Source organism: Caballeronia sp. INML3B, from assembly GCF_023631305.1.
GTDB lineage: Bacteria > Pseudomonadota > Gammaproteobacteria > Burkholderiales > Burkholderiaceae > Caballeronia > Caballeronia turbans.
In genome coordinates, this window is the sequence record NZ_JALQDI010000073.1 from 1 (window position 1) to 25,829 (window position 25,829).

Genomic DNA, 25,829 nt, shown 5'->3' on the forward strand with positions numbered 1-25,829 from the left:
TGTAGCTCCTGGACTGGGTTTGGTTGGATGAGCATCAATCGTTGCGCTCGCAGCTACATATGCGAGGGCTGTGCCAGGCAAGGCTAGAAGATCTGTTCGGTTAATCTAACCGGCTGATATCAATGGAGAAAACAAGAAGATGACGCGGCTTTGCATCGTTTCTTCGAAGCGAAAATCGAGGCAACGTGTCGGTCGGCGAAAAACAGATCGGGGAGGGATGTTGGCGTCGGACGAACATCGTCGCGATTGAGGCATGTCGTCTTCGATACGGACCCGCGCAAGAGAAAGCAGGTCGCGACCGTACCGAAGACGAGGTGATGAAGATCAACTCAAAGTTGCTGGGAAACGCCGAGCGGTGCGACAGGTTCCATCACCGGCACGCTTCGTGGCTGCAGATCCTGAATGAACGTCTCGGACAGCGCAATCACGCTCGCCAGCGCGCGCGTGTCATAGAGCGCGTGATCGACATCCCCGCAAACGGCGGCCTTCACTCTCGCCGTTCGCGAGAGCTTCTTCCCATGGCGGCCGAAGTGGGCATTGAGTTGATCGAGGCCTTCGTCACCCGCGCCGTACACGAGCAACGTGCGCACGCCCTTGCGTTCGAGGGCGTGAACGACACTGTGCGGGTCCGTGAGCGATTCGTTGCCGCCTGCATGCACCGGTTTCCTGCGGGTTACGCCGAGCAACTGCGACTGCAGCCGCGCCGCCGCATTCGATGCGAAAGCCTTGAGGATCGGCTTGAACCCGCGTTGACCGCTCAGCACGAGCCACCATTTCCCGGGCTTCAGGATGGCCGGCCCGAGACGCGCCATCGTGTTGCGCCGCTGGTTCCTGAGTTCCTGCAGGGTCAGCCGCTCGGGTATGTAGAAACGCTGGAGGTTCACGGCGATCACGGCCGCGATAGCCGGCTCGACGAGCGATGCGCGCAACGCGCTATACGCGCCCGAGCAGATGCCGAACGCGATGACGTTGTCGTAGCCCTTGCGCTTGAGCCATGCGCCCGCGGTCGCGACGTCATCGATCGTGCTTTCCGCATGAATCGAGGCCATCGTGTCCAGCGTTCCGTCGGGCGAGCGGGCGGGGCTATCGCCGATGCCGCGCGCGTCGAAGCGCAACGATGCGATACCGCGTTGCGCCATTTCCCGCGCGAAGCGCACGGACAGACGGCTGTCGCCCTGATGCACGCTGCCCGCCGTGTTGGTGATGACGATGACAGGCCCGCCCGCGAGTCTGTCGCGCGGCTCGCACAAGATGCCGAAGAGTCCGGCCGCGCCGAAGATCACCGGGCGCTCAACGGCCTCCGGCGTTTCGATGATCGCATCGTCGCTCATGCTCGGCCGGGACGCCTTTCTCGTGCGAGCCGGCGCGAGGTCGCCGAGCTCGTCTTCGGCCATGCCTTGGGCGATCCATTGCGCAGTCCGCTTGAGCGTTTTCTCCGGCAACGTCGACGAGGCCGTCTCCTGCATGAATTCGAAATAGTCGTCGAAGCTGTCCGCTTGCACGTCGACGCCACGATCGCGCAATGCGGTGCAGAGCGACTGACTCGCGCCGGGCCGCATATCGGCCACGAACACGCGCTTGGGTAGAGCGGGATGACGGCTCATGGACTTGCCGAGATCGAGGCCGCTCAACCGGTTGCGAAACGCTTCGCTATAAACCTGACCGAGCACGTGATAGGGCGAATCCATCTGCCGGGCGCGCACGTCGAGGGGAAGATTCTCGACCCACGTGCTGCGCAAGGCAGTCAATTCGCGCAGATAGTGGCGTCCCTTCACGACGGGCGCGAGCAGTGCGAGCGAATCCACGAGCGGATGATGCGATGCGAGCGCCGCCAATGTTCCGCCCAGACGCAAGCCGCACAACGTGACCCTGGTCACGCCTGTTTCATGCCTCAAGCGTTCGACCGCCGCGCCGATATCCGCGACGAAGTCGTCGAGCCGATCGCTTTCGTGATCGATGCCCACCGAATCGCCCGTTGCAAGATAGTCGAAGCGCAGGACCGGAATGTCCCGCCGGGAAAGCTCCTCGGCGAGATAGCGCATGGCCTTGTGTCCCCACGCCTCCTCATGTCCGAAGGGATTGCACAGCACGACGCCGTGGCTTCCCTGACCCGCATGAAGCCACCCGAAACGGCCCCCGAAGACAAGCGGCGTCATGCGTCGCCTCCCCTTCCGAAATTACCGATGCAGGCGCGCGTGCTTCGGTAAAACGCGACGCTGGCAGCGTCACGCGTCCCTCGGCCGCCGAATTTTCTAATAAGGTCGCGCATTTTCTTGAGTTTCTCATTGCACGTTTTGGAAGATTTAACATCTTTTCGATTCGTCTTTTCGGTGCGGTGGCCAACAAACTGATGATTTGCGTAAACCTTCAGATGACCGGGAGACGCATGCAGGCGAGCTTCAAAAATCGCCGGTCAGGAGCAGATGTTTATCCGCAAGCCGCAAACGGTGACTTTCTTTCTCTTTATCATCAATATAGTAAGCATACCTATGTGTTTTGTAGACTCGAAAAACGACGTCCACTCGTTACACGTGCATGAAGCAGTTCACGAGGACCTCGCGTCTCGCCACGTTTCGGTAAAAGCGCCGCATTGACTATTCAGTTTCATCGTCTAGATTCTTCGTCGTAGCTGCGGTCGCCATCCCAATCGCTATGAAAAAGGACAGCATCATGTGCAATCACCCGAAGCCGGAACGTCCGCGTTCGATTTACTGCATTCTCCCGCCGCATATGCTCGAGCACATCGCAAAACATGGTGATGCGAAACAGCGTGAGATCGCCATCGACACCTTGTCGACGGACCACACGATGCGGCATTTCCGTTCCGTGCAGGCAGCACTCGCGCCACGGCGTGCCGCGCCGATGCCCACGGCTGCGGCCCCTTCCGCGAACAGGACGATCTACACGGCCAACCACACAGAGACGCTGCCGGGCACGGTGGTTCGGGCTGAAGGCGGGAAGCCCGTGAACGACGATGCAGTCGACGAGGCGTATGACGGACTCGGCGCGACCTTCGAGTTCTATCTCGAGGTGTTCCACCGCAACTCCATCGACGATGCGGGATTGCCGCTCACCGGAACGGTTCATTTCGGAACCGATTACGACAACGCATTCTGGAATTCACAGCAGATGGTCTTCGGCGACGGCGATGGAGAACTGTTCAATCGTTTCACCATCGCGCTCGACGTGATCGGTCATGAGTTGACGCATGGTGTGACGGAGCACACCGCGAGTCTGAACTATATGGCGCAGGCGGGCGCGTTGAACGAATCGGTGTCGGATGTGTTCGGTTCGCTCATCAAGCAGTATGCGAACAAAGAGACGGCCGACAAGGCGGACTGGCTCATCGGCGAAGGACTGCTCGCCAACGGCGTGAACGGCGTCGCGTTGCGGTCGATGAAAAATCCCGGCACCGCCTACGACGATCCGAGACTCGGCAAAGACCCGCAGCCGGACCACATGAGCCATTACGTTCGCACGACGCAGGACAATGGCGGCGTGCATATCAATTCGGGCATTCCGAACAAGGCCTTTTGCGTGACCGCGCTGGAAATCGGCGGATATGCGTGGGAGAAGGCGGGACGGATCTGGTACGAGACCCTGACCGACTCGCATCTCAAGCCGACGGCGACCTTCAAGACGTTCGCGAAGTTGACGCTCTCCACCGCGAGCAAGCTCTATGGCGCGAGCAGCGCGGAGTCGTCGGCGGTCAGGAAAGGATGGACCGAGGTCGGTGTATTGTGACGACTGGACTCTTTCTTGGTGCGGCCTTGATTTGCATGGGCTGCGCCTTGCATCAAACGTCACGGGAGCCTTCGATGCATGCGGAGCTGACGACCGATGGCGGATTCGCCGCCTTTCCAGGACTTGCACGGCCTGTGATACTCGACGAAGGCGACCTGTCGGCGCAAGACGGCGCCGAGTTCGCGCGCCTCGTCGCTGCGGCGCGCGACGAGGCAAGCGCGCCGGGCCCGCGCGCCGCGAAGCCGGTGCCGGACGGCCGCACTTACCGGATTAACATCGATGGCGGCGACGCGCTGCGGCTCAAGGCCGCGGATCCAGCCATTCCTCCCGCGTTTGCTGCCTTGATGGATTTCGTGAAGCGGCATGGGCATCGTTGAAGCGCGCTGCCTGAAACGAGAGTCGCTAACAGTGAGCTGGTTTAGTGTCTCTACGATCGGATTGGAGGCACAACCGTTTCCGGACATTCGCGCGGCTCAGCGCGGCGGCGCATGCGCAGAATTCTTCCGTGCATTCCCTTCTTCTTGCCGCGTTCGCGCTTGCTATCGGTGATGTGACGCACGCCCAGCCGAGCGAATCCCGATGCGATCGATATCGACCGCCGCACGCTTTGGCGCGAGCGTGTCGCGTCGCCGTTGTCCGCACGGCAATTCGCGTTGATGCACGCGCTTTTCGAGCGACCTGACGCAATTCTTTCCCGCGCGCAACTCGCAGACCGGATCTACGGTTGGGGAAACGAAGTGCAAAGCAATGCTCGACGTGCTCTTTCGTTCGATGCGCAAGCGCTTCGGTGCGCATTGATCCGCAACGTTCGTGACGAAGTCGAGTGCGATTTGTCATACAAGGAACGTCTTTTCTGTTTGCACCGTTCTGCGGCAAGGTATGATGGACATACATTACAAACTGTAATGTATGTCGCGAACCGGGTTCTGGCGAATTTGTCTATTAATGCGATCAGACCAATGCGGATCGCCCTGAGCGCAAGGCACCGACGCCTTCCGACGGAGCCTCGCTCTGTTTATGACCGATGAGCTGCAACGTAAAAAGGAGCCTTCATGACAAGTCCCGTTTTCGAGTCCGTGCGTCTGGATGACGTGTTGCTGGAGCCCGATCCGATCGACCCGGCGTGGATCCTCGAAGGCAATCCCGTTGCCCGCAGCGGCAGGTGGTCGCAAAGTCTCGATACCACGACTTCCTCCTGGGTCTGGGACTGCACCGCCGGCCGTTTCAACTGGTACTTCGAAGAAGACGAGACGATTTACGTGATCGAAGGCGAAGTTATCATCACCGCCGAAGGGCAAGAACCGCGCACGCTGCGCGCGGGACACGCTGCCCTGTTCTACGCGGGCACGCGTTCCGAATGGTACGTTCCAAGGTATGTGCGCAAACATGCGATCCTGCGCCCGCATATCACCAAACCGGTATTGCTCGCCCTCAAGGTGAGCCGCAAGCTCCAGGGCAGGCCGAGCGGCTATCTTCCCCGCACGTCGTTCTGAATCTCAATCCGTTCACGCGTCAGGCGGAATGCGGCGCCAAGTCACGACCACAGCGAGGAAGAATGCGACATAGGCGAGCGTGAACGCCCAGCCCGGCAAGTCCCAGTACAGGCAGGCGCCGACCCAACGCTGCACGAAGCCTTGCGCGCCGGGCGCCCCGGCGCGCAACTGATCTTCCAGAACGGTGAGCGGGCAGGGGAGGCCCGCGACGGCGAGTGCCGCGACGATGGCGATGGCAAAGATGTGCGCTCTGCGAAACGCGCGGTTGCGCGCCCAGTTGCGTCCGAACGCGGCGCCGCTCCAGATCGCGATCAATCCGCCGACGATAAAAATCACGATCAGCGCGTGCAGTACGAGAGTCGCGTTCGCGAGCCAGATCATTTTCAAGTGTTGATTCTTCTCTCGTTTCAAGCCGGCGTTTTGCGGAGTTCATCCCCGGACATACATTCCATAGTATGCGTCTACGGCGCTGGCAATATCGCGTACGCATTGCAGCGTACTGAAAAACGCACAGATGGTAGCTTGACATATGTTTCCGTGGAAACTAAAATTGTTTCCACGGAAACATAAAATGTGATTCGATCTGTGACTAACCTGTCTGCCACGCATGATCCTCTTGAGCGCCACCTCGGATACTGGATGAGGCTCGTATCGAACGAGGTATCGGACGCATTTGCACGCGCCTTGTCGGATCGGCAGATCTCCGTGGCCGAATGGGTTGCGCTGAACCATATCGCGAACCGTGCCAACTCGACGAACTCGGCAATGGCCGCTTCGATCGGGATGACGAGGGGCGCCGTTTCGAAGATTCTCGACAAGCTCGAATCAAAAGGGCTCGTCTCGCGCGTCGCAAGTGCTGATGACAGCCGTGTGCAAATACTGTCGCTTACACGCGACGCGCGTCGCTTGCTACCTAAACTGACCGCCATTGCCGACGGTAATGACGACCATTTCTTTTCCGTGCTCGACGAATCGGAGCGCAACACACTTCGCGATCTCCTGCAAAAGCTCGCCGAGCTTAATCAGATTCGCGAGATCCCTATCGAATGATCCTCGATGAATGGAGAAGGAATGAGTGAGGCGATCGAAAATCTTGCCGCCGCCCAACGACGCGCAATGAACGGCACACCGAAGTCCGGCGGATTTCCATATCTCGCGGAAGTGCTTCGGCAGGCTGGCGTCAGCAAGAACGTCTGGTTTCTGCCCTCGTGCCAGAGTCTTTATATGACGACGCGCGGTGCTGTGATTCAGCAAGGTGCGCCGTTAGCGCAGGGCGCACTCGACGTGCCGGCATTCGATCGCGGCGCACTGATCAAAGCGTTGCGGACGGATCAGGCGGGCCAAAGCACGTTCCCCGAGTTCCTTCAGAGCGCGTGGAATGCCGGCGTGGTTCGCTACGACGTCGATCTGATTCGCAGATGTGTTGTCTATTCCGGGTGCCAGGGTGAGGAATACATCGAGCACTATCCCGAAGTGATGGTGTGATACGGGAGCCAAGCGACCTCTCATGCCGTCCGCCGCCAATCTGCCCGACAAGACGCGGCGTGCCCATCTCGGCATGCACGATCTGCGTGTGATGCGAATCGGCTTCTTGCTTCTGGAAAACTTTTCGCTGATCGCTCTCGGCACGGCGGTCGATCCGCTCCGCATTGCCAATATGCTCGTCGAGCGCGTGGTCTACGAGTACACGCTCATTGGCACGAACGGTAACGCCGTGCGTTCGAGCGACGGCATCCGCGTGATTCCCGATGTCGCGATGCCGGAGGCGGCCGAGTTCGACGCCGTGTTCGTCGTCGGGCCGAATCCGATTCCGCGCAAGGGTATTGGCGCGATCATGGACTGGCTCCGCTTGCAGGCGCGTCGCGGCAGCGCGCTCGGCGGTCTCGATACGGGCAGCTATTTTCTTGCGCGCGCCGGCCTGCTCAATGGCTATCGCTGCACGATTCACTGGGAGGATCAGGACACGCTGCTGGAGCAGTTTCCGAAGCTCACCGTATCCAATCGGCTCTATGAAGTGGATCGTGACCGGTACACGTGCAGCGGCGGCGTTGCCCCGCTCGATCTGATGGTGCATTTGCTGTCGCTTCCGCCGGGCAGCCCCGCACTCGCGGCGCGTGTGCTCGAATTGCTCGTCGCGGAGCGGCGCGGTCACGAAGAGCGCCAGGTGACGTCGCTCAGGCAATACACCGGCGACGCACACGCCAAGCTCGATGAAGCACTGCAGGTCATGGAAAGCAATATCGAGGAGACGCTCAGCATCGCGGAGATCGCGGCATTCGTGAAGGTATCCCAACGTCAACTCGAGCGATGGTTTCAGGAGCGCCTCGACAGGACACCGGCGCAGGCTTACCTCGAAATACGCCTGCTGCGCGCGCGTCAATTGCTGTATAGAACCGCGCGCACGCTCGAAGACGTATGCGAGCGCACCGGCTTCACGTCCCTGTCCCATTTCTCGACGCGCTATAAGGCGCAGTTCAACATCTCGCCGATAGCCGATCGCCGGCGCTATCAAAAGGCCCTTTGAAGCAGCGCTCACAGGCGTCGTTCGTGGTTAACCCTCGATGTCGAAAAGCCGAATTTTGACGTCGAATCGGGAAATATCCAAAACCGCCAGGCTCCTACCATTCACTCACACCAACGGACTTTCACCGAGGAGCTGAGTGCATGAAAATGGAGAACCTTATCCGCATCGAGAACGGCGACAAAGCCACGCACACGTTCTCCGATGCCGAATACGCGAATCGCCACGGCAGGCTGCGCGAATTGATGGCGCGCGAGAACGTCGATGTCGTCCTGTTCACGTCGTATCACAACATCAACTATTACGCCGACTTTCTATATTGTTCGTTCGGCCGGAAGTACGGTCTCGTCGTCACGCCGAAGAAAGTCGTGTCAATTTCCGCGAACATCGACGGCGGACAGCCGTGGCGGCGCACCGTGGGGGACTATAACGTCGTCTATACCGACTGGCAGCGCGATAACTTTTTCCGCGCCGTACAAGGTGAAATCGAAAACAAGGGACGTGTGGGCGTCGAATTCGATCAGCTCTCGGTCGAGATGTTATCGAAGCTGAAGGCTGCGCTGCCGTCGGTGGAACTCGTCGATATCGGCGTGCAGACGATGCGCATGCGCATGATCAAATCGGCGGAAGAAATCGATGTGATCAAGCATGGTGCGAACGTGTGCGACGTCGGCGGCGCTGCGCTCGCAAAGGCCGTTCACGAAGGCGTGCCCGAGCATGAAGTGGCGCTCGCATCCACGCAGGCAATGGTGCGCGAGATCGCCCGCCGCTTTCCCGATTCAGAACTCATGGATACCTGGACCTGGTTCCAGTCCGGCATCAATACAGATGGCGCGCACAATCCCGTCACCACGCGCAAGGTGGAAAAGGGCGACATCCTCAGCCTCAATTGCTTTTCGATGATCGCGGGATACTACACGGCGCTTGAACGCACCATGTTCTTCGATCATTGCTCCGACGCCCATATGCGGTTGTGGAAGATCAACGTCGAAGTTCATGAGGCGGGGCTGAAGCTCATCAAGCCGGGTGCTCGATGCTGCGATATCGCGAGCGAGCTCAACAAGATCTATGCCGAATACGGCGTATTGCAATACCGCACATTCGGTTATGGCCATTCGTTCGGCGTGCTCTCGCACTATTACGGTCGCGAAGCGGGCCTCGAACTTCGCGAGGACATCGACACGGTGCTCGAACCGAACATGGTCGTCTCGATGGAGCCGATGATCATGCTTCCGCAAGGCCTGCCCGGTGCCGGGGGTTATCGCGAACACGACATCCTCGTCGTCGGGGAGAAGGGCGCTACGAACATCACAGGCTTCCCTTACGGACCGGAGCACAACATCATCCCGGCCTGAACGGCCAAGGCACGATCCGGCGGCGGCGTCGCCGCCGGCTCGCATGAAGCAATCGCATCATCATGTCGGGAGACAGTCGATGAATACGGAAAGAGCAGTCGCCGCGCAGGTCGCGATGCCCGAGGTATCGCACAAGGAGAGCACGCAAGTCGATCCGCAGATATTGAAGCGTGCGGCTTGTGCGAGCTTCATCGGCAATTTCGTCGAGTGGTTCGATTATGCGTCTTATGGCTATCTGGCGACCATCATCGCCGTCGTGTTCTTCCCGAAGACCGACGGCGCGACGGGTTTGCTCGCCACTTACGGCGTGTTCGCGATCTCGTTCATCGTGAGGCCGATCGGCGGCATCGTGTGGGGCCATGTGGGCGACAGGATAGGAAGGCGGACATCGCTGTCTCTGTCGATTCTTATCATGTCGTGTTCGACCTTTCTCATTGCATTGCTTCCGACTTATGCGCAGGTCGGCATGCTAGCGCCGGTTCTGCTGCTTCTCGTGCGCGTCGTGCAGGGCTTTTCTGCATCGGGTGAGTATGCGGGCGCGGCTGCGTTCCTCGCCGAATACGCACCGGACAAACGGCGCGGCATCTATACGAGCATCGTGCCCGCCAGCACGGCGGCGGGCTTGCTGTTGGGCTCGGTCCTCGTTGTTCTGATGCATGCCGCGCTCACGAGCGAGCAGTTGCAGTCCTTCGGCTGGCGTCTGCCTTTTCTTCTGGCCGCGCCGTTTGGTCTTATCGGTCGATATATCCGCGTGAAGCTCGAGGACACGCCGCGTTTCAAGGCAATGGAGAAGAATCATCAAGCCGCGCAGGCGCCGATAGCTGAATTGCTGTCGAAGCATCGCGGGAGAATGCTGATTGCATTCGGCGTAACGTGCCTGAATGCGGTGGCGTTCTATCTGGTGCTGAGCTACATGCCGACGTATCTCTCTACTGAAATGGGGATGAGCGAGAGCGCCTCGTTCATTGCGGCGACCATTTCGCTCACGGCATACATCGGCCTGATCTTCGTGATGGGTGCGATATCCGACCGCGTAGGACGCAAGTCGATGCTGATTGGTGCATCGATCTTGTTCGCGGTGTTGACGGTGCCGCTTTTCAAGGGACTGGCGGGCGCGAGCTTCGCAATGATCGTCGCGATCCAGGTCGCGTTCGGCGCGCTGCTCACGATGAACGATGGCACATTGCCGTGCTTCTTGTCGGAGATATTCCCGACGCGCGTCCGTTATAGCGGCTTTGCCTTCTGCTTCAATGCCGCGAATGCGCTCTTCGGCGGTACCGCACCGCTCGTCGCGACGTGGCTCATCAGCGCGACGGGCAACAAGCTGGCGCCCGCGTGGTATCTCGTTGGAGCCGCGGGCGTGGCACTCATTGCAATGCTTGCAAGTCGCGAAACTTCGCACGCGCCGTTGCCGGATTAACTATTGTTCGCGGATGGACCGCTAACCCGTTGCGATTTGATAAGAGGATACAATGCGCGGCAGCCAGGAAGATTGTATGCGTAGCACACCAAATGATATTGCCTGTAAGGCGAATTAAAGCTGTCTTTTCGCATCTTTCACTGAAACCCCGTAGGGACTTTCCCCAAGCCCGGGATCTTTAACCCGTCGCTTCTTTTCACGATCCGGCATCCCTGTCCTCCATTGGACATCGATTGCCGGATCGCCATTCATTTGTTCCATGGGTCGATCCGCACTCATCGGTCTTTGATTTTCATTCCGGTGTATTCAGACAAAAGACTTCACCAGTCGATAAGTCGAACCTGGCAGCGGTCGTAGCGTTGCCAATGCGGCCGCGCGCAAACGATTGCGGGAATGTTATTCGGCGCTAATGGGCGCCGCGTCCACGTTTTCCAGCAGAAGGAGGGCTATTCAAATTTGAATGGCGGATTATCTGACTGGTATATAGCCAAACTTGCTGTTTGACCACGCATCTTTCGCAGGCTGCGAAAGGTCTCCTAAGTTGTACGCGTCATGCAGGATGTCTATACGAACGTGCGTGATCATTCGTAGACTAAAAACGGATCGGGAAGTTTTTTCATATGGATGCCTATTTTATCCAGCCCTCGACGCAATTTTTTCTTGCCTGTAACCTGAACGTGCAAATTCAGAAGCGACTTCTCAGTCCGACGACGCCCGTCAGTCGATTCGCTCGTTCAATACGAAGAACATTAACGCAACGACTCGGAGGTTACGTGATGTCAACTTCATCTGACGTTCTCGAAGCTGTGGATTGCATGGGTAGGCACGCCTATTCGATGCGGAATTCAGCAGTGGTAAAACATGTCGGTATCGTCCTGTACGACGGATTTTCCCTGCTCGCGGCCGGGATGGTCGCGGAGGCGTTGCATGCGGCAAATGAATTGCAATCGGAAGATGCGAACCGTTCCCTGACCTATCGCGTGAACCTCGTATCGGCCCGTGGTGGAACCGTCTCGTGTTCCTCTTCAATGTCGGTCTGGACAGAACAACTGGCGGGCCGGCAGTTCGAAAGCCTCGACAATCTTTTCGTCGCCGGTGGGACCGGGATCGCGCGCGCTTCAGCCGATGACGGTCTCATCGATCTCTTGCGACGCGTGAGCGCGAAGAGCGTCACGATAACCGCGATCGGTAACGGACAGATGCTCTTGTCGGCGGCGGGCGTGGCGCGACGTGACTGGCCCTCGATGAAGCCGGAGATACATCACAAGTCGCAAACGGCGATCGTGGACGATCATGAGCGCGATCAGGCCTTGATGACTTCGCTCGCGCTGCTCAAAAAAGACCTCGGCGCGGAATTGGCCGTTCGTGTGGCGGACCGCCTCGGCTCCGGTGCGGACCTTTCGCTCGCCGACAGGTTCGAAGAGATGTACGACGCGACGCTCGCGGAGAAAGCGCGCGCAGCGGCGCGCTGGCTTGTCCAAAACTGCGCAAAGCCGATATCCGTGGTGCACGCGGCGCAGATGTCGTCGATGAGCGAGCGTAACTTCCTGCGCTTGTTCAAACGCGAGATCGGTGTCACGCCTTCGAAGTACCTGCTTCGCGCGCGGCTCGAACTCACATGCAAACTGCTCGAGAGTAGCGATCTCCCGGTCGACAAGATTGCGCGGCGGACGGGGCTTAGCAACGGAGAGAGGCTGTCAAAACTTTTCCGCAAGGAATTCTCGATGTCCCCGACCGAGTTTCGCGCGCGAAGCCGCGAGAAATCCTGAGCGACGCCGGCCACCCGACGATCAAAAAATCTGTCGGAGCGCTTGCGGATGAATTGGCCGCGTTGCCGCCACGGATGCCTTCAACTCAGGAGATCGATGCACAAAAAAGAGAACCGTGAAGACGGCAACATAGCCACGATTCTCTAGCGCGGGGTAAAGCGGACCTACGATCGCCTCCGGCAGTGCTTCCGCGTTACCCGGCTCGGTCATGACGCCGACGGCATGGACGATGTTCCCTATCCCCGTATGTAGGCCGACAAAGCCTTGCCGAAGCACGCCGGTGCTTCGGGCGCAGTTTCGTTCTTACCGACAGTGCTTTCGCTGCCGACAACATCTTGGCGATTTCCGTCGCATCGCCATGCGCGAGCAAGGCATAGGTACAGTGCACAACAGCGACGGACGCAGCGAGGCTCATCTGGTTTCTCGTCGGCGAATTCCGAACCCTTCAGCTTGTTCTGCTTCAGGAACCCAGGAAACGCGTCCGAGTGCCCGCTTTCATGACGCGTCGTCCCTCATATAAGCGCGCCTGCCGGGCATGCAGGGCGGATGTTCCGCCGACAAGTCCGGATGCAGCGCCGTGCATGATCGTGGCGCCGGCTCGGCGGGGGATGTGGCGAGGCCCGTAGACACCTTCTGATTGCACTTCGAAAGTCGCACACGCACACGAGGAGAAAGAACGATGTCGAACAAGGTCGCGCTGATCACCGGGATCACCGGTCAGGATGGTTCCTATCTCGCTCAATTCCTGCTCGACAAAGGCTATGAGGTGCATGGCGTGAAGCGCCGTTCCTCCCTTTTCAATACCGACCGGATCGATCATCTCTATGAGGATGATCATGTCGCAAAGCGGCGTTTTCACTTGCATCACGGCGACCTGACGGACTCGACCAGCATTCTGCGCATCATCCAGCGCGTGCAGCCCGACGAAATCTACAATCTGGCCGCGCAAAGCCACGTAGCGGTGTCCTTCGAAGAACCCGAGTACACGGCCAACGCAGACGGCCTCGGCGCTCTGCGAATTCTCGAAGCAATGCGCGTATTGGGCCTCGAGAAGACGGCCCGCTTCTATCAGGCATCCACGTCCGAATTGTTCGGCCTGGTTCGGGAAGTGCCGCAGCGCGAGTCCACGCCGTTCTATCCCCGCAGTCCTTATGCCGTGGCGAAGATGTATGCATACTGGATCACGGTGAACTATCGCGAGGCCTATGGGATATACGCGTGCAACGGGATTTTGTTCAACCACGAATCGCCGGTTCGCGGAGAGACCTTCGTCACACGCAAGATCACGCGCGCCATCGCGCGCATTGCGATCGGGTCACAGGACCGTCTGTATCTCGGCAATCTGGCGGCGATGCGCGACTGGGGACACGCACGCGATTATGTCCAGATGCAATGGCTCATGCTTCAGCAACGGGAGCCCGAAGACTTCGTTATCGCATCGGGCGTGCAATACAGCGTTCGTGAGTTCGTTCACCACGCGGCGGCCGAGCTCGGCATGAAGATTCGCTTCGAGGGTAGCGGCGTCGATGAGGTCGGTATCGTGGAAAGCGTGTCCGCCAAGGAATGCCGGGTCGCCCCGGGTACGGTCATCGTTCGGGTCGATCCTCGCTATTTCAGGCCGACCGAAGTCGAAACCTTGCTGGGCGATCCATCGAATGCCCACGCGAAGCTGGGATGGGCCCCCACGGTGACATTCGCCGCGCTCGTCAAGGAGATGGTGCTGTCCGACTACCAGATAGCGAAGCGGGATGCGCTGATCACGCTTGCGGGATATCGGGCGCTGGAACATCACGAATGAGGCCGAGCGTTCGCTGATCGGGGGGCGCTTCGACGGAGAACGTCATCCGGTCGCCGAGCGCATGAGTCGGCGCGGATTCCATCTACCTTGCAGACTGGCGCTCGCCCTGGCGCAGCAGGAGCAGAGGGTCGCCGCGGTGCTTGACATGATGATCCGGTTTCTCTCGTGCCCGGGGCAGTCGGTGCAGCGTTTTCGTCAAACGATGCCAGCGGTAATGGTCCAACTTCACACCTCCGTCCGGCGGGCATGACTTCGGGTGCAGCGTTCTTTCGACGGACGAATGTGGCAAACCACGGAGTTCAGCCATGCAAATCGCAACGAGTTCTGCAGACGCAACGACGGCGACATCCGGGCAAGCAGCGGATCGGCCGCTCTGCCGCCGCATCGTGCCGGTCATTCTTGCAGGCGGATCGGGCACGCGCCTCTGGCCGATGTCACGCGAACAGTTTCCGAAGCAACTGATCGGCGTCGTCGGACGCGATTCGTTGTTACAGGCGACGGTCACACGGATGGAAGGCTTCAAGGGCAAGTTCGACGTCGATGCGCAACCGGTCATCGTTTGCGGCGAGGAGCATCGCTTCACGACTGAAGAACAGGTGCGGCTATGCGGCGTCGGCGCGCGCATCATCGTCGAGCCGGCGCGACGCGACACGGCGCCGGCGCTGACGCTCGCGGCGCTCGCCATCGCCGATGCGCGCGAAGACGCGATCATGGTCGCCATGCCGTCCGATCATTCCATTGCGGACCTCACCGCGTTGCACAGTGCGATCTCCGCGGCGGCGAATCATGCCGAACGTGGAATGATCGTGACGCTCGGCGTTCCGCCCACGCGCCCCGATACGGGCTTCGGCTACATTCGCATCGGCGAGCCGCTCGGCGATGGCGCTCATCTGATCGATCGATTCGTCGAAAAGCCAGCCGCCGAGCTGGCCGCGCAGTACATCGCCGCGCAAACCTACTGGTGGAACAGCGGCATCTTCGTCGTGCGTGCAAGCGTCTGGCTCGATGCGCTCGCGCGTCTCAACGGCGAGATGCATGCGGGCTGCATCGCGGCGCTCAAGGATGGCAAAACGGACGGTCACTTCATTCGCCCGTGTCCGCATCAGTTCGGCCGCGTGCCGTCGGATTCGATCGACTACGCGGTGATGGAACATATCGGCGGGGCCGACTCGCCATGCAAGGGCGTGGTCGTGCCGCTTGCGGCGGGCTGGTCGGACCTCGGATCCTGGGATGCCGTGTGGGAAGCGATGGAGAAAGACGGGCTCGGCAACGTTGCGAGCGGACGCGTCGTATTCGAGGGCGCGACGTCCAGCTATGCGCGCTCCGAAGGCGGACGGCTGGTGGCGTGCGTCGGCACGACGAACGTCGTGGTCGTCGATACCGACGACGCCGTGCTCGTCGCCGACCGATCCCATGCGCAGGACATCAAGCGGCTCGTGGCGCGCATACGGGAGCAGCACGCGCCCGAAGCCGAGGCGCATCGGAAGGTGCGGCGTCCCTGGGGCTTTTACGATTCGATCGAGCATGGCGAACGCTTCCAGGTGAAACGCATCGTGGTGGCGCCCGGCGCGCGACTGTCGTTGCAGATGCATCATCATCGCGCGGAGCATTGGGTCGTGGTGAGCGGCACGGCGCTCGTCACGCGTGGCGAGGACCAATTCCTGCTTTCAGAAAACGAGTCGACGTTCATTCCGCTCGGCGTGCGGCATCGACTGGAGAATCCGGGCAAGGTGCAACTCGAAATCATCGAGGTGCAATCGGGCTCCTATCTCGGCGAGGACGATATCGTGCGGCTGGACGATTGCTACGGCCGCATCTGAGCGCGCGCCACCCGGTGCGTCAAGAACAAGGCATCGCATCTCAGGCTTGGGGTTTCTCATGCGCGATATACAGGGATTGCTAGCCCGGCTGTTCGATGTCGGCATGGTGGTTTTCGGCGCAGCGATCGCGTCGCGGATCAGGTTCGATCACATCGGCGGTCCCGACTATTACATGCCGTTCGCCGCGTTTTCCGCTGCGTTTTCGCTTACCTTGTTCCCGAGCTTCGGCGTGTACGAATCGTGGCGCGGGCGCAGCAAGCTCGTGCTGGCGAGCCGAGTGTCGCTCGTCTGGCTCGTCGTGCAGGCCTGCGCGCTCGTACTGATGTTCTCGCTGCACCGGCTCGATCAAGTGTCGCGCCTCTGGTTCGCTTACTGGACCGCAATGTCGGGCGGGTTGATGATCGCGGGCCGCTTCGTCACGCATGCGGTGCTCGCCCATATGCGTCAGGCGGGCATGAACTATCACCACGTGGCGGTCGTCGGCTGCGGCAAGCATTGCGAATCGGTCACGAAGAAGATCGAGGAGGCGAGCCATTCCGGCTTTCGCACGATCGCGGTGTTCAATGCCTCTCCCGAGGTGTCGATCACATCCCGCGCACCTGTCTTCGACGATTTCGATACGTTCGTCGCGCACGTCCGCGAACACAGCGCACATGAAGTATGGCTTGCGTTACCGCTATCGCAGGAGCGCGTGATCCTGCGCTTCGTGAACGAGTTCCGCGATGATCTCGTCAACGTGCGCTTTATCCCCGACGTGCGCAGCCTCGCGCTCTTTGAGAGCGGCGTGTCCGAGTTACTGGGCGTTCCTGCGATCAATCTCCTTGCCTCGCCGCTCTCGCAGAGGGCGGTGCTGCAGAAGGAAATATTCGACCGGCTGTTCGCGCTTGCCGCGCTCTGCGCGGTGGCGCCGCTGCTCGTCGGCATCGCCATTGCGGTGAAGCTCAGCTCACGCGGTCCCGTGTTCTTCAGACAGCGACGCAAGGGCGCGGACGGGCGCGTCTTCACGATCTACAAGTTTCGGTCGATGCGCCTGCATAGCGAGCAGGCCGGCGTGCTCAGTCAGGCCACGCGTAACGATCCGCGCGTGACGCCGGTCGGTGCTTTTTTGCGGCGCACGAGCCTCGACGAACTGCCGCAGTTCTTCAATGTTCTGCGCGGAGATATGTCCGTCGTGGGGCCGCGTCCCCACGCGATCGAGCATGACGATCTGTATCAGAAGGTGGTGTCCGGCTATATCCATCGTTACCGGATCAAGCCGGGAATCACCGGCTGGGCGCAGGTCAACGGCCTGCGCGGCGAAACCGACCGTATCGAAAAGATGGAGGCGCGTGTCGCGCACGATTTGTACTATCTGGGGAACTGGTCGTTCGGGCTGGATATGCGGATCATCGCTGCAACGGTCTTCAAGGGACTGCGCGGCGTGAACGCTTACTGACAGGCCTGGCGGATCGTCGCGCGACGCTTCACGTCATCTTTTTCGGGCGACGAACGTCGCGGACCGATCGGCGGCGGTCAGCTCGCCGCCCATCCACCTCACGCTGTCCAGCACTTCGAAGCCGCTCAGATCCAGCATCAGTTCCACTTCGGGCTTGAACATGTAGCGCATGACGTGCGTTTCGAGCACGGTCTCGACGCACTGCGTTTTCCAGTCCGTCATCATGATGGTGTAATTGACCGCGAAGGTGTTGTCATGCGGACGCATCAAGGGCTCGGCGATGCGGATCACGGCGGTGTCGTCGCTGGTCGCGCGCTTGACGCGGACCTTGGGCGGATCGGCAAGCACAGCGGGTCCGTACCAGCAGTCGAACAGGAACAGGCCGGAGCGCGGCAGGTGCGTCGCGGCGGTGTGGCACATCGCCATGAAGTCCGCGTTGGTCGTCTGATAGCTTGCGACACGAAACAAAGAGACGACGGCGTTATAGATCTCTTCGGTGCGGACGGTACGTGCGTCGCCTTGCTGGAACTTCAGTCGCTTCGCGACGGCGCCGGGCAGCGCGATGCGTCGGGCATCGGCCCGGGCAAGCATATCCGCGTTCATGTCGACACCTGAAACGAAGAAGCCCGTAGCCGCCAGTTCCACCGCGTGACGACCGGTCCCGCAACCGAGATCCATCAGATTGCCGCCAACGATTCCATAGCGGCTGAGCAGGCCAGTGACGAACGCCGCCTCTTCCTTGTAGTTTTTCTCGTGATAGAAAAGATCGTAGTATTGCGAGTATCGCTTGCTGAAACTCATGTGAGCGACTCCATGAATCGTCGTGGTGCCAACCCGCCTCGGCTTGCGCTATCGACTCGTCAGCCTCGTCAGCTGGCCGGTCTTGACAGAGGGTAGTCACCATGCGGTGCACGGCCGCATGAGTGACGGATTTCGGCAAGGTGTTGGCCGGGTCCTTGCGCCGGTCGCCGAGGCGGGTTTCGACCAGGCGTTGGCCGAATAAAAATGCGGACTCTGCTCATCATCGACGCCCCGCAATCGATTAAACCGCTTCTCAGTCAGGACGACGCTTTCGATACCTGCATTCTCCGGAGACAGACAGATACGGAGTCCGAAGTCAACTTCGCGATTCGGCGCTTCGCCAGCTTCCATCGGATAGCGAAATCGCCGGCGGCCGATGTCGAATTGTCGGGTGCGGCATTTCTCGGCCAAAACCATGCTTTCGCCCGCCACGGCGAAAAGAATGGAGCGAATTGGCCACTACGATCACGAAAGTATACGGAATAAGGGTGGCCTTCGCACCGCAGCGAACGAATCGAATCTGCAACCGAAATCAGGGAGATCGACATGTCTTCTCAAGCCATAACCTTCGGCGATGCAGATATCAGCAAGGTGTATTGCTTGTCTGATGAGAAAGTAACGAAGCGCATGGGCATTCTGTTGTATGACGGTTTTTCGCTGCTCGGTGCGGGAACGCTCGCCGAGGCATTTCATATCGCGACCGAGCTTCAGTCTCCCGGTTCGGGCAATCACATCGATTACAGCGTCCGGCTCGTTTCGGCACGCGGCGGCGCGATCGCGTGTTCGTCGTCGGTTTGCGTGTGGACCGAGCGGCTGGGCGGCCAGAGATTCCAGAGTTTCGACGCGCTGTTTATCGCGGGCGGTCCGGGCGTGACGCGCGCCGCCGCGGACGAAACGCTCATCGAGCTACTGCGCATTGCATGCTCGCAAAGCGTCGTAGTCAGCGCGCTCAGCAACGGTGATGTGCTGCTCGCAGCGGCGGACATTTCGCGCAGCGCATGGGCTTCGGTGGAGCGCGGGATATGGAACAGCGGCCCGTCGAAAGGCCTGGCAACGACCGAACGCGGCGATGCGCTGATCAACGCGCTCACGCTCGTCAAGCGCGATCTCGGCTACGACATTGCGACAGCGGTGGCGGACCGGCTCGCGTCGTCGCATGACCAGCACCTGCCGATCATGCTGAGCACCATCGCCACGACGACGCTGGCGGAGAAGGCACAGGAATCCGCGCGCTGGCTCGAACGCAATTGCGGCCGTCCGATTTCAGTGGGCGACGCCGCGCGGACCGTGGCGATGAGCGAGCGCAACTTTCTGCGTTTGTTCAAGCGCGAGATGGGTCTGACGCCATCGCAGTATCTCTTGCGCGCCCGCCTCAATCTCAGTTGCGAGTTGCTGGCCAAGAGCGATCTGCCCATCGACAAGATCGCGCGCAGGACGGGGCTCACGAATGGCGAGCGATTCTCCAAGGTATTCAGGAAGCAGTTTTCGATGTCCCCGACCGAGTACCGGTATCGAAGAAAAAGCGGCGACGCGGTCTGACCTTCGGTACGACGATGCGGATCAGTCGAGGCGCATGCGCGTTTTCAGGCCGCTCGCCTCGTCCCATTGCTCGGGCTTCATGCGCTGCACGGTGACGCCGAAGGTCCAGATGTGCCCCTCGGGATCTTTCGCGCGATAGGCGGACATGTCCACGCTCTTGGTTTGCGGTGCGAACCGCTCAGGCGGCCAGCACTTCGTCGACCGCCGCTTGCACATGCTCCACAGCGGCAGCGTGCTCGCGGATCAGCCGATAAACCGTCTCGCCCGGCACGGTCTCCGACTCGAGCAGTTGATCGGCGATCGCGCGCAACACCGACTCGTTCGCCCGCAGCAGCGCGAAGCATTCATCGCTCAGGTCGTGCAGCAAGGCGTTCGCGTGTCCGATGGAATTCTTCAGTTGCAAGCCCGCATACTGCTGCGGAAGTGCTGCGAGGCTGAACAGGTTGCCATCCTCGTTGAAGCCGAATTTCGACACCATGTCGAGACTGATGCGCGACGCTTCCTGAAGATCCGATGCCGCGCCGCTCGACGCTTCGTCGAACATTAGCAGTTCAGCATTGCGTCCGCCGAGCAGCACCTGAATCTCGTTGCGCAGTTCGGTCTCACGGTACAGATGCTTGTCCTGCATCTTCGTGATGAGAGCGACGCCCAAAGCGCCGCCGCGCGGCAGGATCGTCACTTCTTCGAGCATGCCCGTGCCGAGCAGCGCCGCAACGAGTCCGTGACCCGCTTCATGCACCGCGATGCGCGTGCGTTCGTCGTCGGACAGCGCGCGCTCCGCGCCGTTGACATCGCCGATGCGCGCGATCTTGATGGCTTCGAGGAAATGCTTCGCGGCCACTTCGCGTTCGCCGGCCTTGCGCGCGACGAGTCCCGCCTGATTGACGATCATCGACAGCGTGGCCGGCGACAGGCCCGTCGTCAGACGCGCGAGTTGTTCGAAGTCGATGTCGTCGTTCTTCTTCTTCAAATTGGCCGCATAGAAACGCAGGATCTCGGCGCGATCGTCGAGGCTCGGCAGCCGCACCTGCACCGTGCGATCGAAACGGCCGGGGCGCCGCAGCGCTTCGTCGAGATTGTCCGGATGATTCGTTGCAGCGACGATGATCACGCCTTCGTTCGATGCGAAACCGTCCATCTCCGCGAGCAGTTGATTGATGATGCGGTTGCTCTCCGCTTCGACCGGGCCGCCGCCGGTATCAGTGCGCTTGCCGAGGCCGTCGGCTTCATCGATGAAGATCACGGTCGGCGCGTTTTTGCGCGCGAGTTCGAACAGATGCTTCACCTTTTGAATGCCCACGCCGTAATACTTCGCGCTGAAGTAACTGCCCGTGATCGCGATGAAGTTCGCGCCGCATTCGCCCGCGAGCGCCTGCGCAAGCCGCGTCTTGCCGACGCCGGGGCCGCCCGTCATCAGAATGCCGCACGGCGCACGCACGCCCATGCCGGTAAATTGTGCAGGCTCGGTCAGCCACGCGCGGACATCGGTGAGCGCGGCCTTCGCTTCGCCCGCCCCGATGACGTCGTCGAAACGCAGCGTCGGCGACTCGCCGAGCAACTGCGCGCCGCCGCGCATCTCGCGGCGCATGAACCATAGGAGGCCGCCGAGCATCAGCAGCGGCAACATGAGGCTCAGGATGTCGCGCGAGCGATCAAACATCTCGCTCCAGCGCGCCACGCCCGTTCGCACGTCGGCGTCGGGCAGCCAGACGAGCTGATAGGGCGAACTCGCGCCCGGCTTCATGTCTCCGAGCAGGAGTGCATTGGAGAACGCGCCGTTATGGTCGGCCACGTAGTATTTCTCGCCCTTGAGCGTGGAGACGAGGATCGCATCCGGACTGACGCCGATCGTGGCGACGTTCCTGTCGCGGATATCGGTCAGCATTTCCGATGCATCCTTTTCCCGATGCGTCCAGGCCGACGCGTCATGGCGCATCTGGCTCGCGACGCCCGCGAGTGCCGCGGACTGCGACTGCGCGGTCCGTGACTCGTGGCGCCAATGCAGAAAGCTCACGCCCGCTACGAGCGCGGCCGCGATCAAACCATACGCGATATATCGGCCAACGCGTGACCGCAGCGAATTCCTTGCCGGTTTCATCAATCTTTCCCAATGGGGCCGAATGAGCGGCACCCTTCAATCTATCGTCGGAGGAAATGGCCTCGGGACGTGTCTCTTTCATTTCTCGGTGGTGGGATGCCCGCCGCGTATGTCTTGTGCACAAGATGGCGAGGCGATCGACCTTGATCCGCAGATCGTCAACCATGCGAGCATGGCCCTTTTATCGGGAAGTGCTCCGCTGGAATGGTGCCCAAATCGCATGACCATTCGATAACGCGGAACAGCGCGAGCGAGCGTCGAAACACGTCGTTTCAGCTTCTAGTCCCTTTTTTTAATTAACGGCAGGTGACGAGTGTTCTTGACGACCGTGTAAAAAGCGGATGATCCGCGCTCGCGGCGTGATGCAGGTTTGATGGCGTATGCAGGACGGAGCCAAGGATATCACGGGAAAAAACTCTGCTCCATCCGGTAAGGAATACTGCTTGCTTGGAGTGGTCCACTGTCCGCGACCATGGGGCGCGCGGCGGATACTGAACCGGAGGGACATAACATCATGTTGTATTACGCATTGGTCTTTTTCATCGTGGCGATCATCGCGCCGCCCTCGGGTTCGGCGGCATCGCGGCGGGCGCAGCGAGCATCGCGAAGATCCTTTTCTTCATATTCCTTGTCATATTCCTCGTGACGCTGGTGATGGGGCTCATGCGACGTTGACGGCCTCCTGACGAAGGCGTCGTGTTGCGGCTGGCCGGCACGACGCCTTCTCTTCCCGAATCAACTCGCGATACCGTCGCTCGCTTCATCGATCAACCTGAGCGACACGTTCGCATCGTCCATCTCGCCGATTGCAAGCAATGCAAAGCGCGCGAGAAACAGCGACGTCTTCGCTTCGCCGAGTTGCGTCATCGTCTTGCACAGGCGCGTGTAGACAGCGTCGAGTTGTGCATCGTTCATGATGTTCTCCATCGTTCAATCGGTTGATGCGCACAGCGCGCGTGCAATCGCCGCGTCGATATCGCCGGGTTGCGCATCGCGCCAGCGGCCGAGCACATGGCCATCGGGCCTGAGCACATACACCGCGCCGGGCCGGGCGTCGTATCGCTCGAAGATGCGTCCCGTGTGATCCCATGCATGCACGCCCTGCGTGCGCGGATGCAAATGCGCGCTCAACGGCACCGCCTTGAACGGCAATCCGCGCGAGCGCAACGCGTGCGCCAACGTCGCGAACGCGGCGGGCAGCATGCCATCGTCGGTAAAGCACAGCGCGGTGAAGCTCGGGCCGGCGAGATCGGTCAGATGCGCTTCGCGTCCGTGCCCGGCCTCGACGATCGTCACCGGATACTCGGTCAGCACCGCGCCGGGAACAGGACCCGATGCGAATGCATCGCGATCGACGACGTTCAAGGGCGAGGCCGCGTACGTGATCGCGGACGTCTGGCGCGGATTGATCAGCGAACGCACTTCGGGATGTTTCGCCGCGAGACTCAATACGGCCGTGCGCATGAGATCGAAGGCGAACGAAGGCGGTGCCATGAACTCAGTGCTCTTCGTGCCGTAGCTCAGATTCTCGTGCGTGGCGGCGACGCGTTCGTCGGAATAGCTGTCGAGCAGCGTATCGGAGGCAAGTCCCTTCACGACGAACGCGAGTTTCCACGCGATGTTGTCGGCATCGTCGATACCGGAGTTCGCGCCGCGCACGCCGAAGATCGGCACGAGATGCGCGGCATCGCCCGCGAACATCACGCGCCGGTGGCGATAGCGTTCGAGCGTCAACGCATTGGCCTTGTAGATCGTGATCCAGATCGGCGACCAGGCGCCCGTTTCGCCCATCATGTCGAGCAGGCTTTGCACGCGCGGCATGACGTTATCGGGCTTCACGGCTTCGTCGGCATCCTCGCCGTCGCGTAATTGATAGTCGATGCGCCATACGTTGTGGGGCTGTTGGTGCACGAGCACGGTCGAGCCCGGATTCGACGATGGGTCGAAGTACGCGAGCCGCTCTGTCGGCCGCTCGCTCTCCAGTTCGATATCGACGATCACATAACGCCCTTCGTAGCTCGTTCCTTCGAGCTGAAGACCGAGCGCTTCGCGTATCGTGCTGCGGCCGCCGTCGCTCGCGACGACCCAGCCGGTTTCGAGCGCGTAATCGCCTTCGGGTGTCGTGAGTTGCAGCGTCGCGCCATCGTCGCGCGCGTCGATCGATTTCACGCGCGTTTGCCAGCGAATATCGATGAGGTCGGCGCGCTTCTCGGCGGCATCGAGCAGAAACTGTTCGATGTGATACTGCGCGAGATTGACCATTGGCGGCAGCTTCTGGTTTTCGTCCTGCGGCATCGTGAAATGCAGCACTTCCGTGTCGCGATAGAAGCTTCGGCCGCCCGTCCACGGCAGGCCCGTTTTCAGAAAGCCGCCGAGCGCGCCCAGGCGTTCGATGATTTCCAGGCTGCGCCGCGAGATGCAGATCGCGCGGCTGCCGTGACAGACCGAATCGTCCGCTTCGATCAGCACCGAGCGCACGCCATGATTCGCGAGCCCGAGCGCGACCGCGAGTCCGACCGGACCGCCGCCGACGATCGTCACGTCATGACGCTTCACTTCGACGCCTTGTTCCAGCGCCGGAACGCGCGCCGCATACTTTTTCGCCGTGAACGGATACGGCTTGAATGGCTTGTTCATCGAGTGCTCCTTGCGTGTTCCTCAAACGGCTTGCGCTGCGTTTTGCCTGATCGGCAACATCATGACGATGACCGCGCCGATTGCGAGCAACACCGCCGAATAGATCAGCCCCGACGTGAAGCTGTGCGTCGCGTCCTTCAGCCAGCCGACAATCAGCGGATTGAGCGCCGAGCTGATGTTGCCCGTCGCATTGATGACCGCGATGCCGATGGCGCGCGCCCTGAAGCTCAGTGCGTGATCGGGCGTGGTCCAGAAGATCGACATCGCCGTGTATGAGCCCGCCGACGCGAGGCATACGCCAAGCATGCGCAGCGCGGGGTTCGTCGAGCATGCGGTGCAGAGCCAGCCCGCGGCGGAGAAGAGCATCGGCAGCATCAGGTGCCATTTGCGCTCCTGCTTGCGATCCGAGCGGCGGCCCCAGACGATCATCGCGACGATCGTGCAGACCTGCGGAATCGCCGCGAGGAGGCCGATCGTGCGATTGCTCGCATCGGCGCTGAAGCTCTTGACGATGAGCGGCGTCCATACGGCGACCATCGCGAGCGTGTTCACGAGGCAGAAGTACGCGATCGCGAATTTCACCACGGTCGGCGAAAGCAGTTCCGCCACGATGCTCGTGCCGCGTGCATGCTGCGCCGGAGCGCTCGCGTCGCCGGAATGGTCAGATGCGAGCGTGTCGGCAAGCGCGCGCTTTTCGTCGGTATCGAGCCAGCGCGCGTTGCCGGGGTTGTCGTCGAGATAGCGATAGACGACGAGGCCGAGCACTGCCGACGGCAAGCCTTCCAGCAGGAAGAGCCACTGCCAGCCCTTCAGGCCGAGCGTGCCGTCGAGCCCGAGAATGAAGCCTGAAAGCGCCGAGCCGACGGCCGCGGTCACGGGCATCGCGATCATGAAAAGCGCATTGGCGCGCGCACGGTATGCGCCGGGAAACCAGTACGTGAGATAAAGCAGGATGCCGGGCAGGAAACCCGCCTCCGTCACGCCGACCAGCACGCGCAATACATAGAGCGACGCGGGGCTCGTCGCGAACATCGTGGCCGTCGACGCGAGGCCCCACGCGACCATGATCGTGCCGATCCAGCGGCGCGCGCCGATACGCGCGAGCACGATGTTGCTCGGAATGCCGCACGCGATGTACGCGACATAGAAGAGCGTCGTCGCAAGGCCGAATTGCGTGCTGGTGAGGCCGAGGTCCTTCATCATCGTCAGGCCGGCGAAGCCGATGTTGATGCGGTCCAGAAACGAAAAGAAGAACAGCACGAAAAGGAACCACAGCAGATGCCGCGAAACTTTCGCGATGACGGGCGGCTCCTGCGTGTGCGGGTTCGATGTGCGTTGCGTCGCGTTTAATGCGCCGCTTGCGCTCGTGGTTTCCATGCTGTCGTCTCCGGTCGTGTCG

The 25,829-nt window shown here is 60.7% G+C and carries 22 protein-coding genes and 2 pseudogenes; 15 read left to right on the top strand and 9 right to left on the bottom strand.

The features are described 5' to 3' along the window. Positions 1–329: 329 nt before the first annotated feature. Positions 330–2,156, bottom strand: coding sequence for a serine aminopeptidase domain-containing protein (locus NCS58_RS29035; RefSeq protein ID WP_061121371.1), 1,827 nt, complete (start codon positions 2,154–2,156; stop codon positions 330–332). A 514-nt stretch (positions 2,157–2,670) separates the two neighbouring features. Here NCS58_RS29035 and NCS58_RS29040 point away from each other — a divergent pair. From NCS58_RS29040 to NCS58_RS29055, 4 genes and pseudogenes are all read left to right on the top strand, one after another. Continuing rightward, positions 2,671–3,744, top strand: coding sequence for a M4 family metallopeptidase (locus tag NCS58_RS29040; protein WP_061121377.1), 1,074 nt, complete (start codon positions 2,671–2,673; stop codon positions 3,742–3,744). 74 nt (positions 3,745–3,818) lie between these two features. Further along, a complete protein-coding gene (locus tag NCS58_RS29045) occupies positions 3,819–4,121 on the top strand; it encodes a protealysin inhibitor emfourin (protein WP_061121370.1) in 303 nt (100 codons plus the stop codon). Between the two features lie 204 nt (positions 4,122–4,325). Further along, positions 4,326–4,556: pseudogene (locus NCS58_RS34530) on the top strand (winged helix-turn-helix domain-containing protein); the annotation flags it as partial. Between the two features lie 240 nt (positions 4,557–4,796). Then, positions 4,797–5,237: a cupin domain-containing protein gene (locus tag NCS58_RS29055; protein WP_061121368.1), complete on the top strand. Its 441-nt coding sequence runs from the start codon at positions 4,797–4,799 to the stop codon at positions 5,235–5,237. Between the two features lie 12 nt (positions 5,238–5,249). Here NCS58_RS29055 and NCS58_RS29060 read toward each other — a convergent pair whose 3' ends face one another. Then, on the bottom strand, positions 5,250–5,618 hold the full coding sequence (locus NCS58_RS29060) for a DUF2784 domain-containing protein (protein ID WP_061121367.1): 369 nt from the start codon (positions 5,616–5,618) through the stop codon (positions 5,250–5,252). A gap of 204 nt (positions 5,619–5,822) precedes the next feature. On the opposite strand from NCS58_RS29060, the gene NCS58_RS29065 reads away from it, so the two are divergent. The 5 genes from NCS58_RS29065 (at position 5,823) to NCS58_RS29085 (ending at position 10,533) form a co-directional block, all read left to right on the top strand. Beyond that, complete coding sequence (locus tag NCS58_RS29065) at positions 5,823–6,287, top strand: MarR family winged helix-turn-helix transcriptional regulator (RefSeq protein ID WP_250478093.1); 465 nt, start codon at positions 5,823–5,825, stop codon at positions 6,285–6,287. Between the two features lie 21 nt (positions 6,288–6,308). Beyond that, the gene (locus NCS58_RS29070) at positions 6,309–6,722 is read left to right on the top strand and encodes a DUF1398 domain-containing protein (protein WP_061121366.1); all 414 of its coding nucleotides are present in this window, start codon (positions 6,309–6,311) and stop codon (positions 6,720–6,722) included. A 22-nt stretch (positions 6,723–6,744) separates the two neighbouring features. Beyond that, positions 6,745–7,761 (top strand): GlxA family transcriptional regulator, encoded by a 1,017-nt coding sequence (locus NCS58_RS29075; protein WP_061121365.1) that lies wholly within the window; start codon positions 6,745–6,747, stop codon positions 7,759–7,761. A gap of 140 nt (positions 7,762–7,901) precedes the next feature. Then, positions 7,902–9,113: a M24 family metallopeptidase gene (locus NCS58_RS29080; RefSeq protein ID WP_061121364.1), complete on the top strand. Its 1,212-nt coding sequence runs from the start codon at positions 7,902–7,904 to the stop codon at positions 9,111–9,113. 79 nt (positions 9,114–9,192) lie between these two features. Then, positions 9,193–10,533, top strand: a complete 1,341-nt coding sequence (locus tag NCS58_RS29085) for an MFS transporter (RefSeq protein WP_096031965.1) — start codon at positions 9,193–9,195, stop codon at positions 10,531–10,533. 114 nt (positions 10,534–10,647) lie between these two features. Here NCS58_RS29085 and NCS58_RS29090 read toward each other — a convergent pair whose 3' ends face one another. Next, complete coding sequence (locus NCS58_RS29090) at positions 10,648–10,794, bottom strand: hypothetical protein (protein WP_250538930.1); 147 nt, start codon at positions 10,792–10,794, stop codon at positions 10,648–10,650. A gap of 359 nt (positions 10,795–11,153) precedes the next feature. On the opposite strand from NCS58_RS29090, the gene NCS58_RS29095 reads away from it, so the two are divergent. The 4 genes from NCS58_RS29095 (at position 11,154) to NCS58_RS29110 (ending at position 17,355) form a co-directional block, all read left to right on the top strand. After that, positions 11,154–12,302, top strand: a complete 1,149-nt coding sequence (locus NCS58_RS29095) for a GlxA family transcriptional regulator (RefSeq protein WP_250538931.1) — start codon at positions 11,154–11,156, stop codon at positions 12,300–12,302. A gap of 679 nt (positions 12,303–12,981) precedes the next feature. Then, positions 12,982–14,100, top strand: a complete 1,119-nt coding sequence (gmd, locus tag NCS58_RS29100; protein WP_061121362.1) for a GDP-mannose 4,6-dehydratase — start codon at positions 12,982–12,984, stop codon at positions 14,098–14,100. A 305-nt stretch (positions 14,101–14,405) separates the two neighbouring features. Continuing rightward, positions 14,406–15,920: a mannose-1-phosphate guanylyltransferase/mannose-6-phosphate isomerase gene (locus NCS58_RS29105; protein WP_250478095.1), complete on the top strand. Its 1,515-nt coding sequence runs from the start codon at positions 14,406–14,408 to the stop codon at positions 15,918–15,920. Positions 15,921–15,978: 58 nt separating this feature from the next. Further along, entirely contained in the window at positions 15,979–17,355 is a 1,377-nt protein-coding gene (locus NCS58_RS29110) for an undecaprenyl-phosphate glucose phosphotransferase (RefSeq protein ID WP_061121359.1), read from the top strand. A 33-nt stretch (positions 17,356–17,388) separates the two neighbouring features. On the opposite strand, the gene NCS58_RS29115 is transcribed toward NCS58_RS29110, so the two are convergent. Then, entirely contained in the window at positions 17,389–18,156 is a 768-nt protein-coding gene (locus NCS58_RS29115) for a class I SAM-dependent methyltransferase (protein WP_061121358.1), read from the bottom strand. A gap of 546 nt (positions 18,157–18,702) precedes the next feature. Here NCS58_RS29115 and NCS58_RS29120 point away from each other — a divergent pair. Next, a complete protein-coding gene (locus NCS58_RS29120; RefSeq protein ID WP_061121355.1) occupies positions 18,703–19,695 on the top strand; it encodes a GlxA family transcriptional regulator in 993 nt (330 codons plus the stop codon). 21 nt (positions 19,696–19,716) lie between these two features. Here NCS58_RS29120 and NCS58_RS34245 read toward each other — a convergent pair whose 3' ends face one another. Then, positions 19,717–19,842, bottom strand: coding sequence for a hypothetical protein (locus NCS58_RS34245; RefSeq protein ID WP_284502455.1), 126 nt, complete (start codon positions 19,840–19,842; stop codon positions 19,717–19,719). 31 nt (positions 19,843–19,873) lie between these two features. Continuing rightward, complete coding sequence (locus NCS58_RS29125) at positions 19,874–21,793, bottom strand: AAA family ATPase (RefSeq protein ID WP_061121354.1); 1,920 nt, start codon at positions 21,791–21,793, stop codon at positions 19,874–19,876. Between the two features lie 514 nt (positions 21,794–22,307). Here NCS58_RS29125 and NCS58_RS29130 point away from each other — a divergent pair. Then, positions 22,308–22,468, top strand: a pseudogene (locus tag NCS58_RS29130) (DUF1328 family protein). 60 nt (positions 22,469–22,528) lie between these two features. On the opposite strand, the gene NCS58_RS29135 reads toward NCS58_RS29130, so the two are convergent. Genes NCS58_RS29135 through NCS58_RS29145 form a run of 3 tightly spaced genes read right to left on the bottom strand, consistent with a single transcriptional unit; the run spans position 22,529 to position 25,807 of the window. Further along, entirely contained in the window at positions 22,529–22,708 is a 180-nt protein-coding gene (locus NCS58_RS29135; protein ID WP_061121374.1) for a hypothetical protein, read from the bottom strand. A 15-nt stretch (positions 22,709–22,723) separates the two neighbouring features. Beyond that, positions 22,724–24,430, bottom strand: coding sequence for an FAD-dependent oxidoreductase (locus NCS58_RS29140; RefSeq protein ID WP_250478096.1), 1,707 nt, complete (start codon positions 24,428–24,430; stop codon positions 22,724–22,726). Between the two features lie 21 nt (positions 24,431–24,451). Then, on the bottom strand, positions 24,452–25,807 hold the full coding sequence (locus tag NCS58_RS29145; RefSeq protein WP_061121351.1) for an MFS transporter: 1,356 nt from the start codon (positions 25,805–25,807) through the stop codon (positions 24,452–24,454). Between the last annotated feature and the right edge of the window lie 22 nt (positions 25,808–25,829).

Bases quoted from the DNA above. Each gene is read 5' to 3' on its own strand.
- NCS58_RS29045 (WP_061121370.1), top strand. From the start codon at position 3,819: ATGCATGCGGAGCTGACGACCGATGGCGGATTCGCCGCCTTTCCAGGA.
- NCS58_RS29060 (WP_061121367.1), bottom strand. From the start codon at position 5,618: ATGATCTGGCTCGCGAACGCGACTCTCGTACTGCACGCGCTGATCGTG.
- NCS58_RS29120 (WP_061121355.1), top strand. From the start codon at position 18,703: ATGTCTTCTCAAGCCATAACCTTCGGCGATGCAGATATCAGCAAGGTG.
- NCS58_RS29105 (WP_250478095.1), top strand. From the start codon at position 14,406: ATGCAAATCGCAACGAGTTCTGCAGACGCAACGACGGCGACATCCGGG.
- gmd (WP_061121362.1), top strand. From the start codon at position 12,982: ATGTCGAACAAGGTCGCGCTGATCACCGGGATCACCGGTCAGGATGGT.
- NCS58_RS29080 (WP_061121364.1), top strand. From the start codon at position 7,902: ATGAAAATGGAGAACCTTATCCGCATCGAGAACGGCGACAAAGCCACG.
- NCS58_RS29035 (WP_061121371.1), bottom strand. From the start codon at position 2,156: ATGACGCCGCTTGTCTTCGGGGGCCGTTTCGGGTGGCTTCATGCGGGT.
- NCS58_RS29115 (WP_061121358.1), bottom strand. From the start codon at position 18,156: ATGAGTTTCAGCAAGCGATACTCGCAATACTACGATCTTTTCTATCAC.
- NCS58_RS29090 (WP_250538930.1), bottom strand. From the start codon at position 10,794: ATGGAACAAATGAATGGCGATCCGGCAATCGATGTCCAATGGAGGACA.
- NCS58_RS29135 (WP_061121374.1), bottom strand. From the start codon at position 22,708: ATGAACGATGCACAACTCGACGCTGTCTACACGCGCCTGTGCAAGACG.
- NCS58_RS34245 (WP_284502455.1), bottom strand. From the start codon at position 19,842: ATGTCCGCCTATCGCGCGAAAGATCCCGAGGGGCACATCTGGACCTTC.
- NCS58_RS29110 (WP_061121359.1), top strand. From the start codon at position 15,979: ATGCGCGATATACAGGGATTGCTAGCCCGGCTGTTCGATGTCGGCATG.
- NCS58_RS29075 (WP_061121365.1), top strand. From the start codon at position 6,745: ATGCCGTCCGCCGCCAATCTGCCCGACAAGACGCGGCGTGCCCATCTC.
- NCS58_RS29085 (WP_096031965.1), top strand. From the start codon at position 9,193: ATGAATACGGAAAGAGCAGTCGCCGCGCAGGTCGCGATGCCCGAGGTA.
- NCS58_RS29140 (WP_250478096.1), bottom strand. From the start codon at position 24,430: ATGAACAAGCCATTCAAGCCGTATCCGTTCACGGCGAAAAAGTATGCG.
- NCS58_RS29095 (WP_250538931.1), top strand. From the start codon at position 11,154: ATGGATGCCTATTTTATCCAGCCCTCGACGCAATTTTTTCTTGCCTGT.
- NCS58_RS29070 (WP_061121366.1), top strand. From the start codon at position 6,309: ATGAGTGAGGCGATCGAAAATCTTGCCGCCGCCCAACGACGCGCAATG.
- NCS58_RS29125 (WP_061121354.1), bottom strand. From the start codon at position 21,793: ATGAAACCGGCAAGGAATTCGCTGCGGTCACGCGTTGGCCGATATATC.
- NCS58_RS29040 (WP_061121377.1), top strand. From the start codon at position 2,671: ATGTGCAATCACCCGAAGCCGGAACGTCCGCGTTCGATTTACTGCATT.
- NCS58_RS29145 (WP_061121351.1), bottom strand. From the start codon at position 25,807: ATGGAAACCACGAGCGCAAGCGGCGCATTAAACGCGACGCAACGCACA.
- NCS58_RS29055 (WP_061121368.1), top strand. From the start codon at position 4,797: ATGACAAGTCCCGTTTTCGAGTCCGTGCGTCTGGATGACGTGTTGCTG.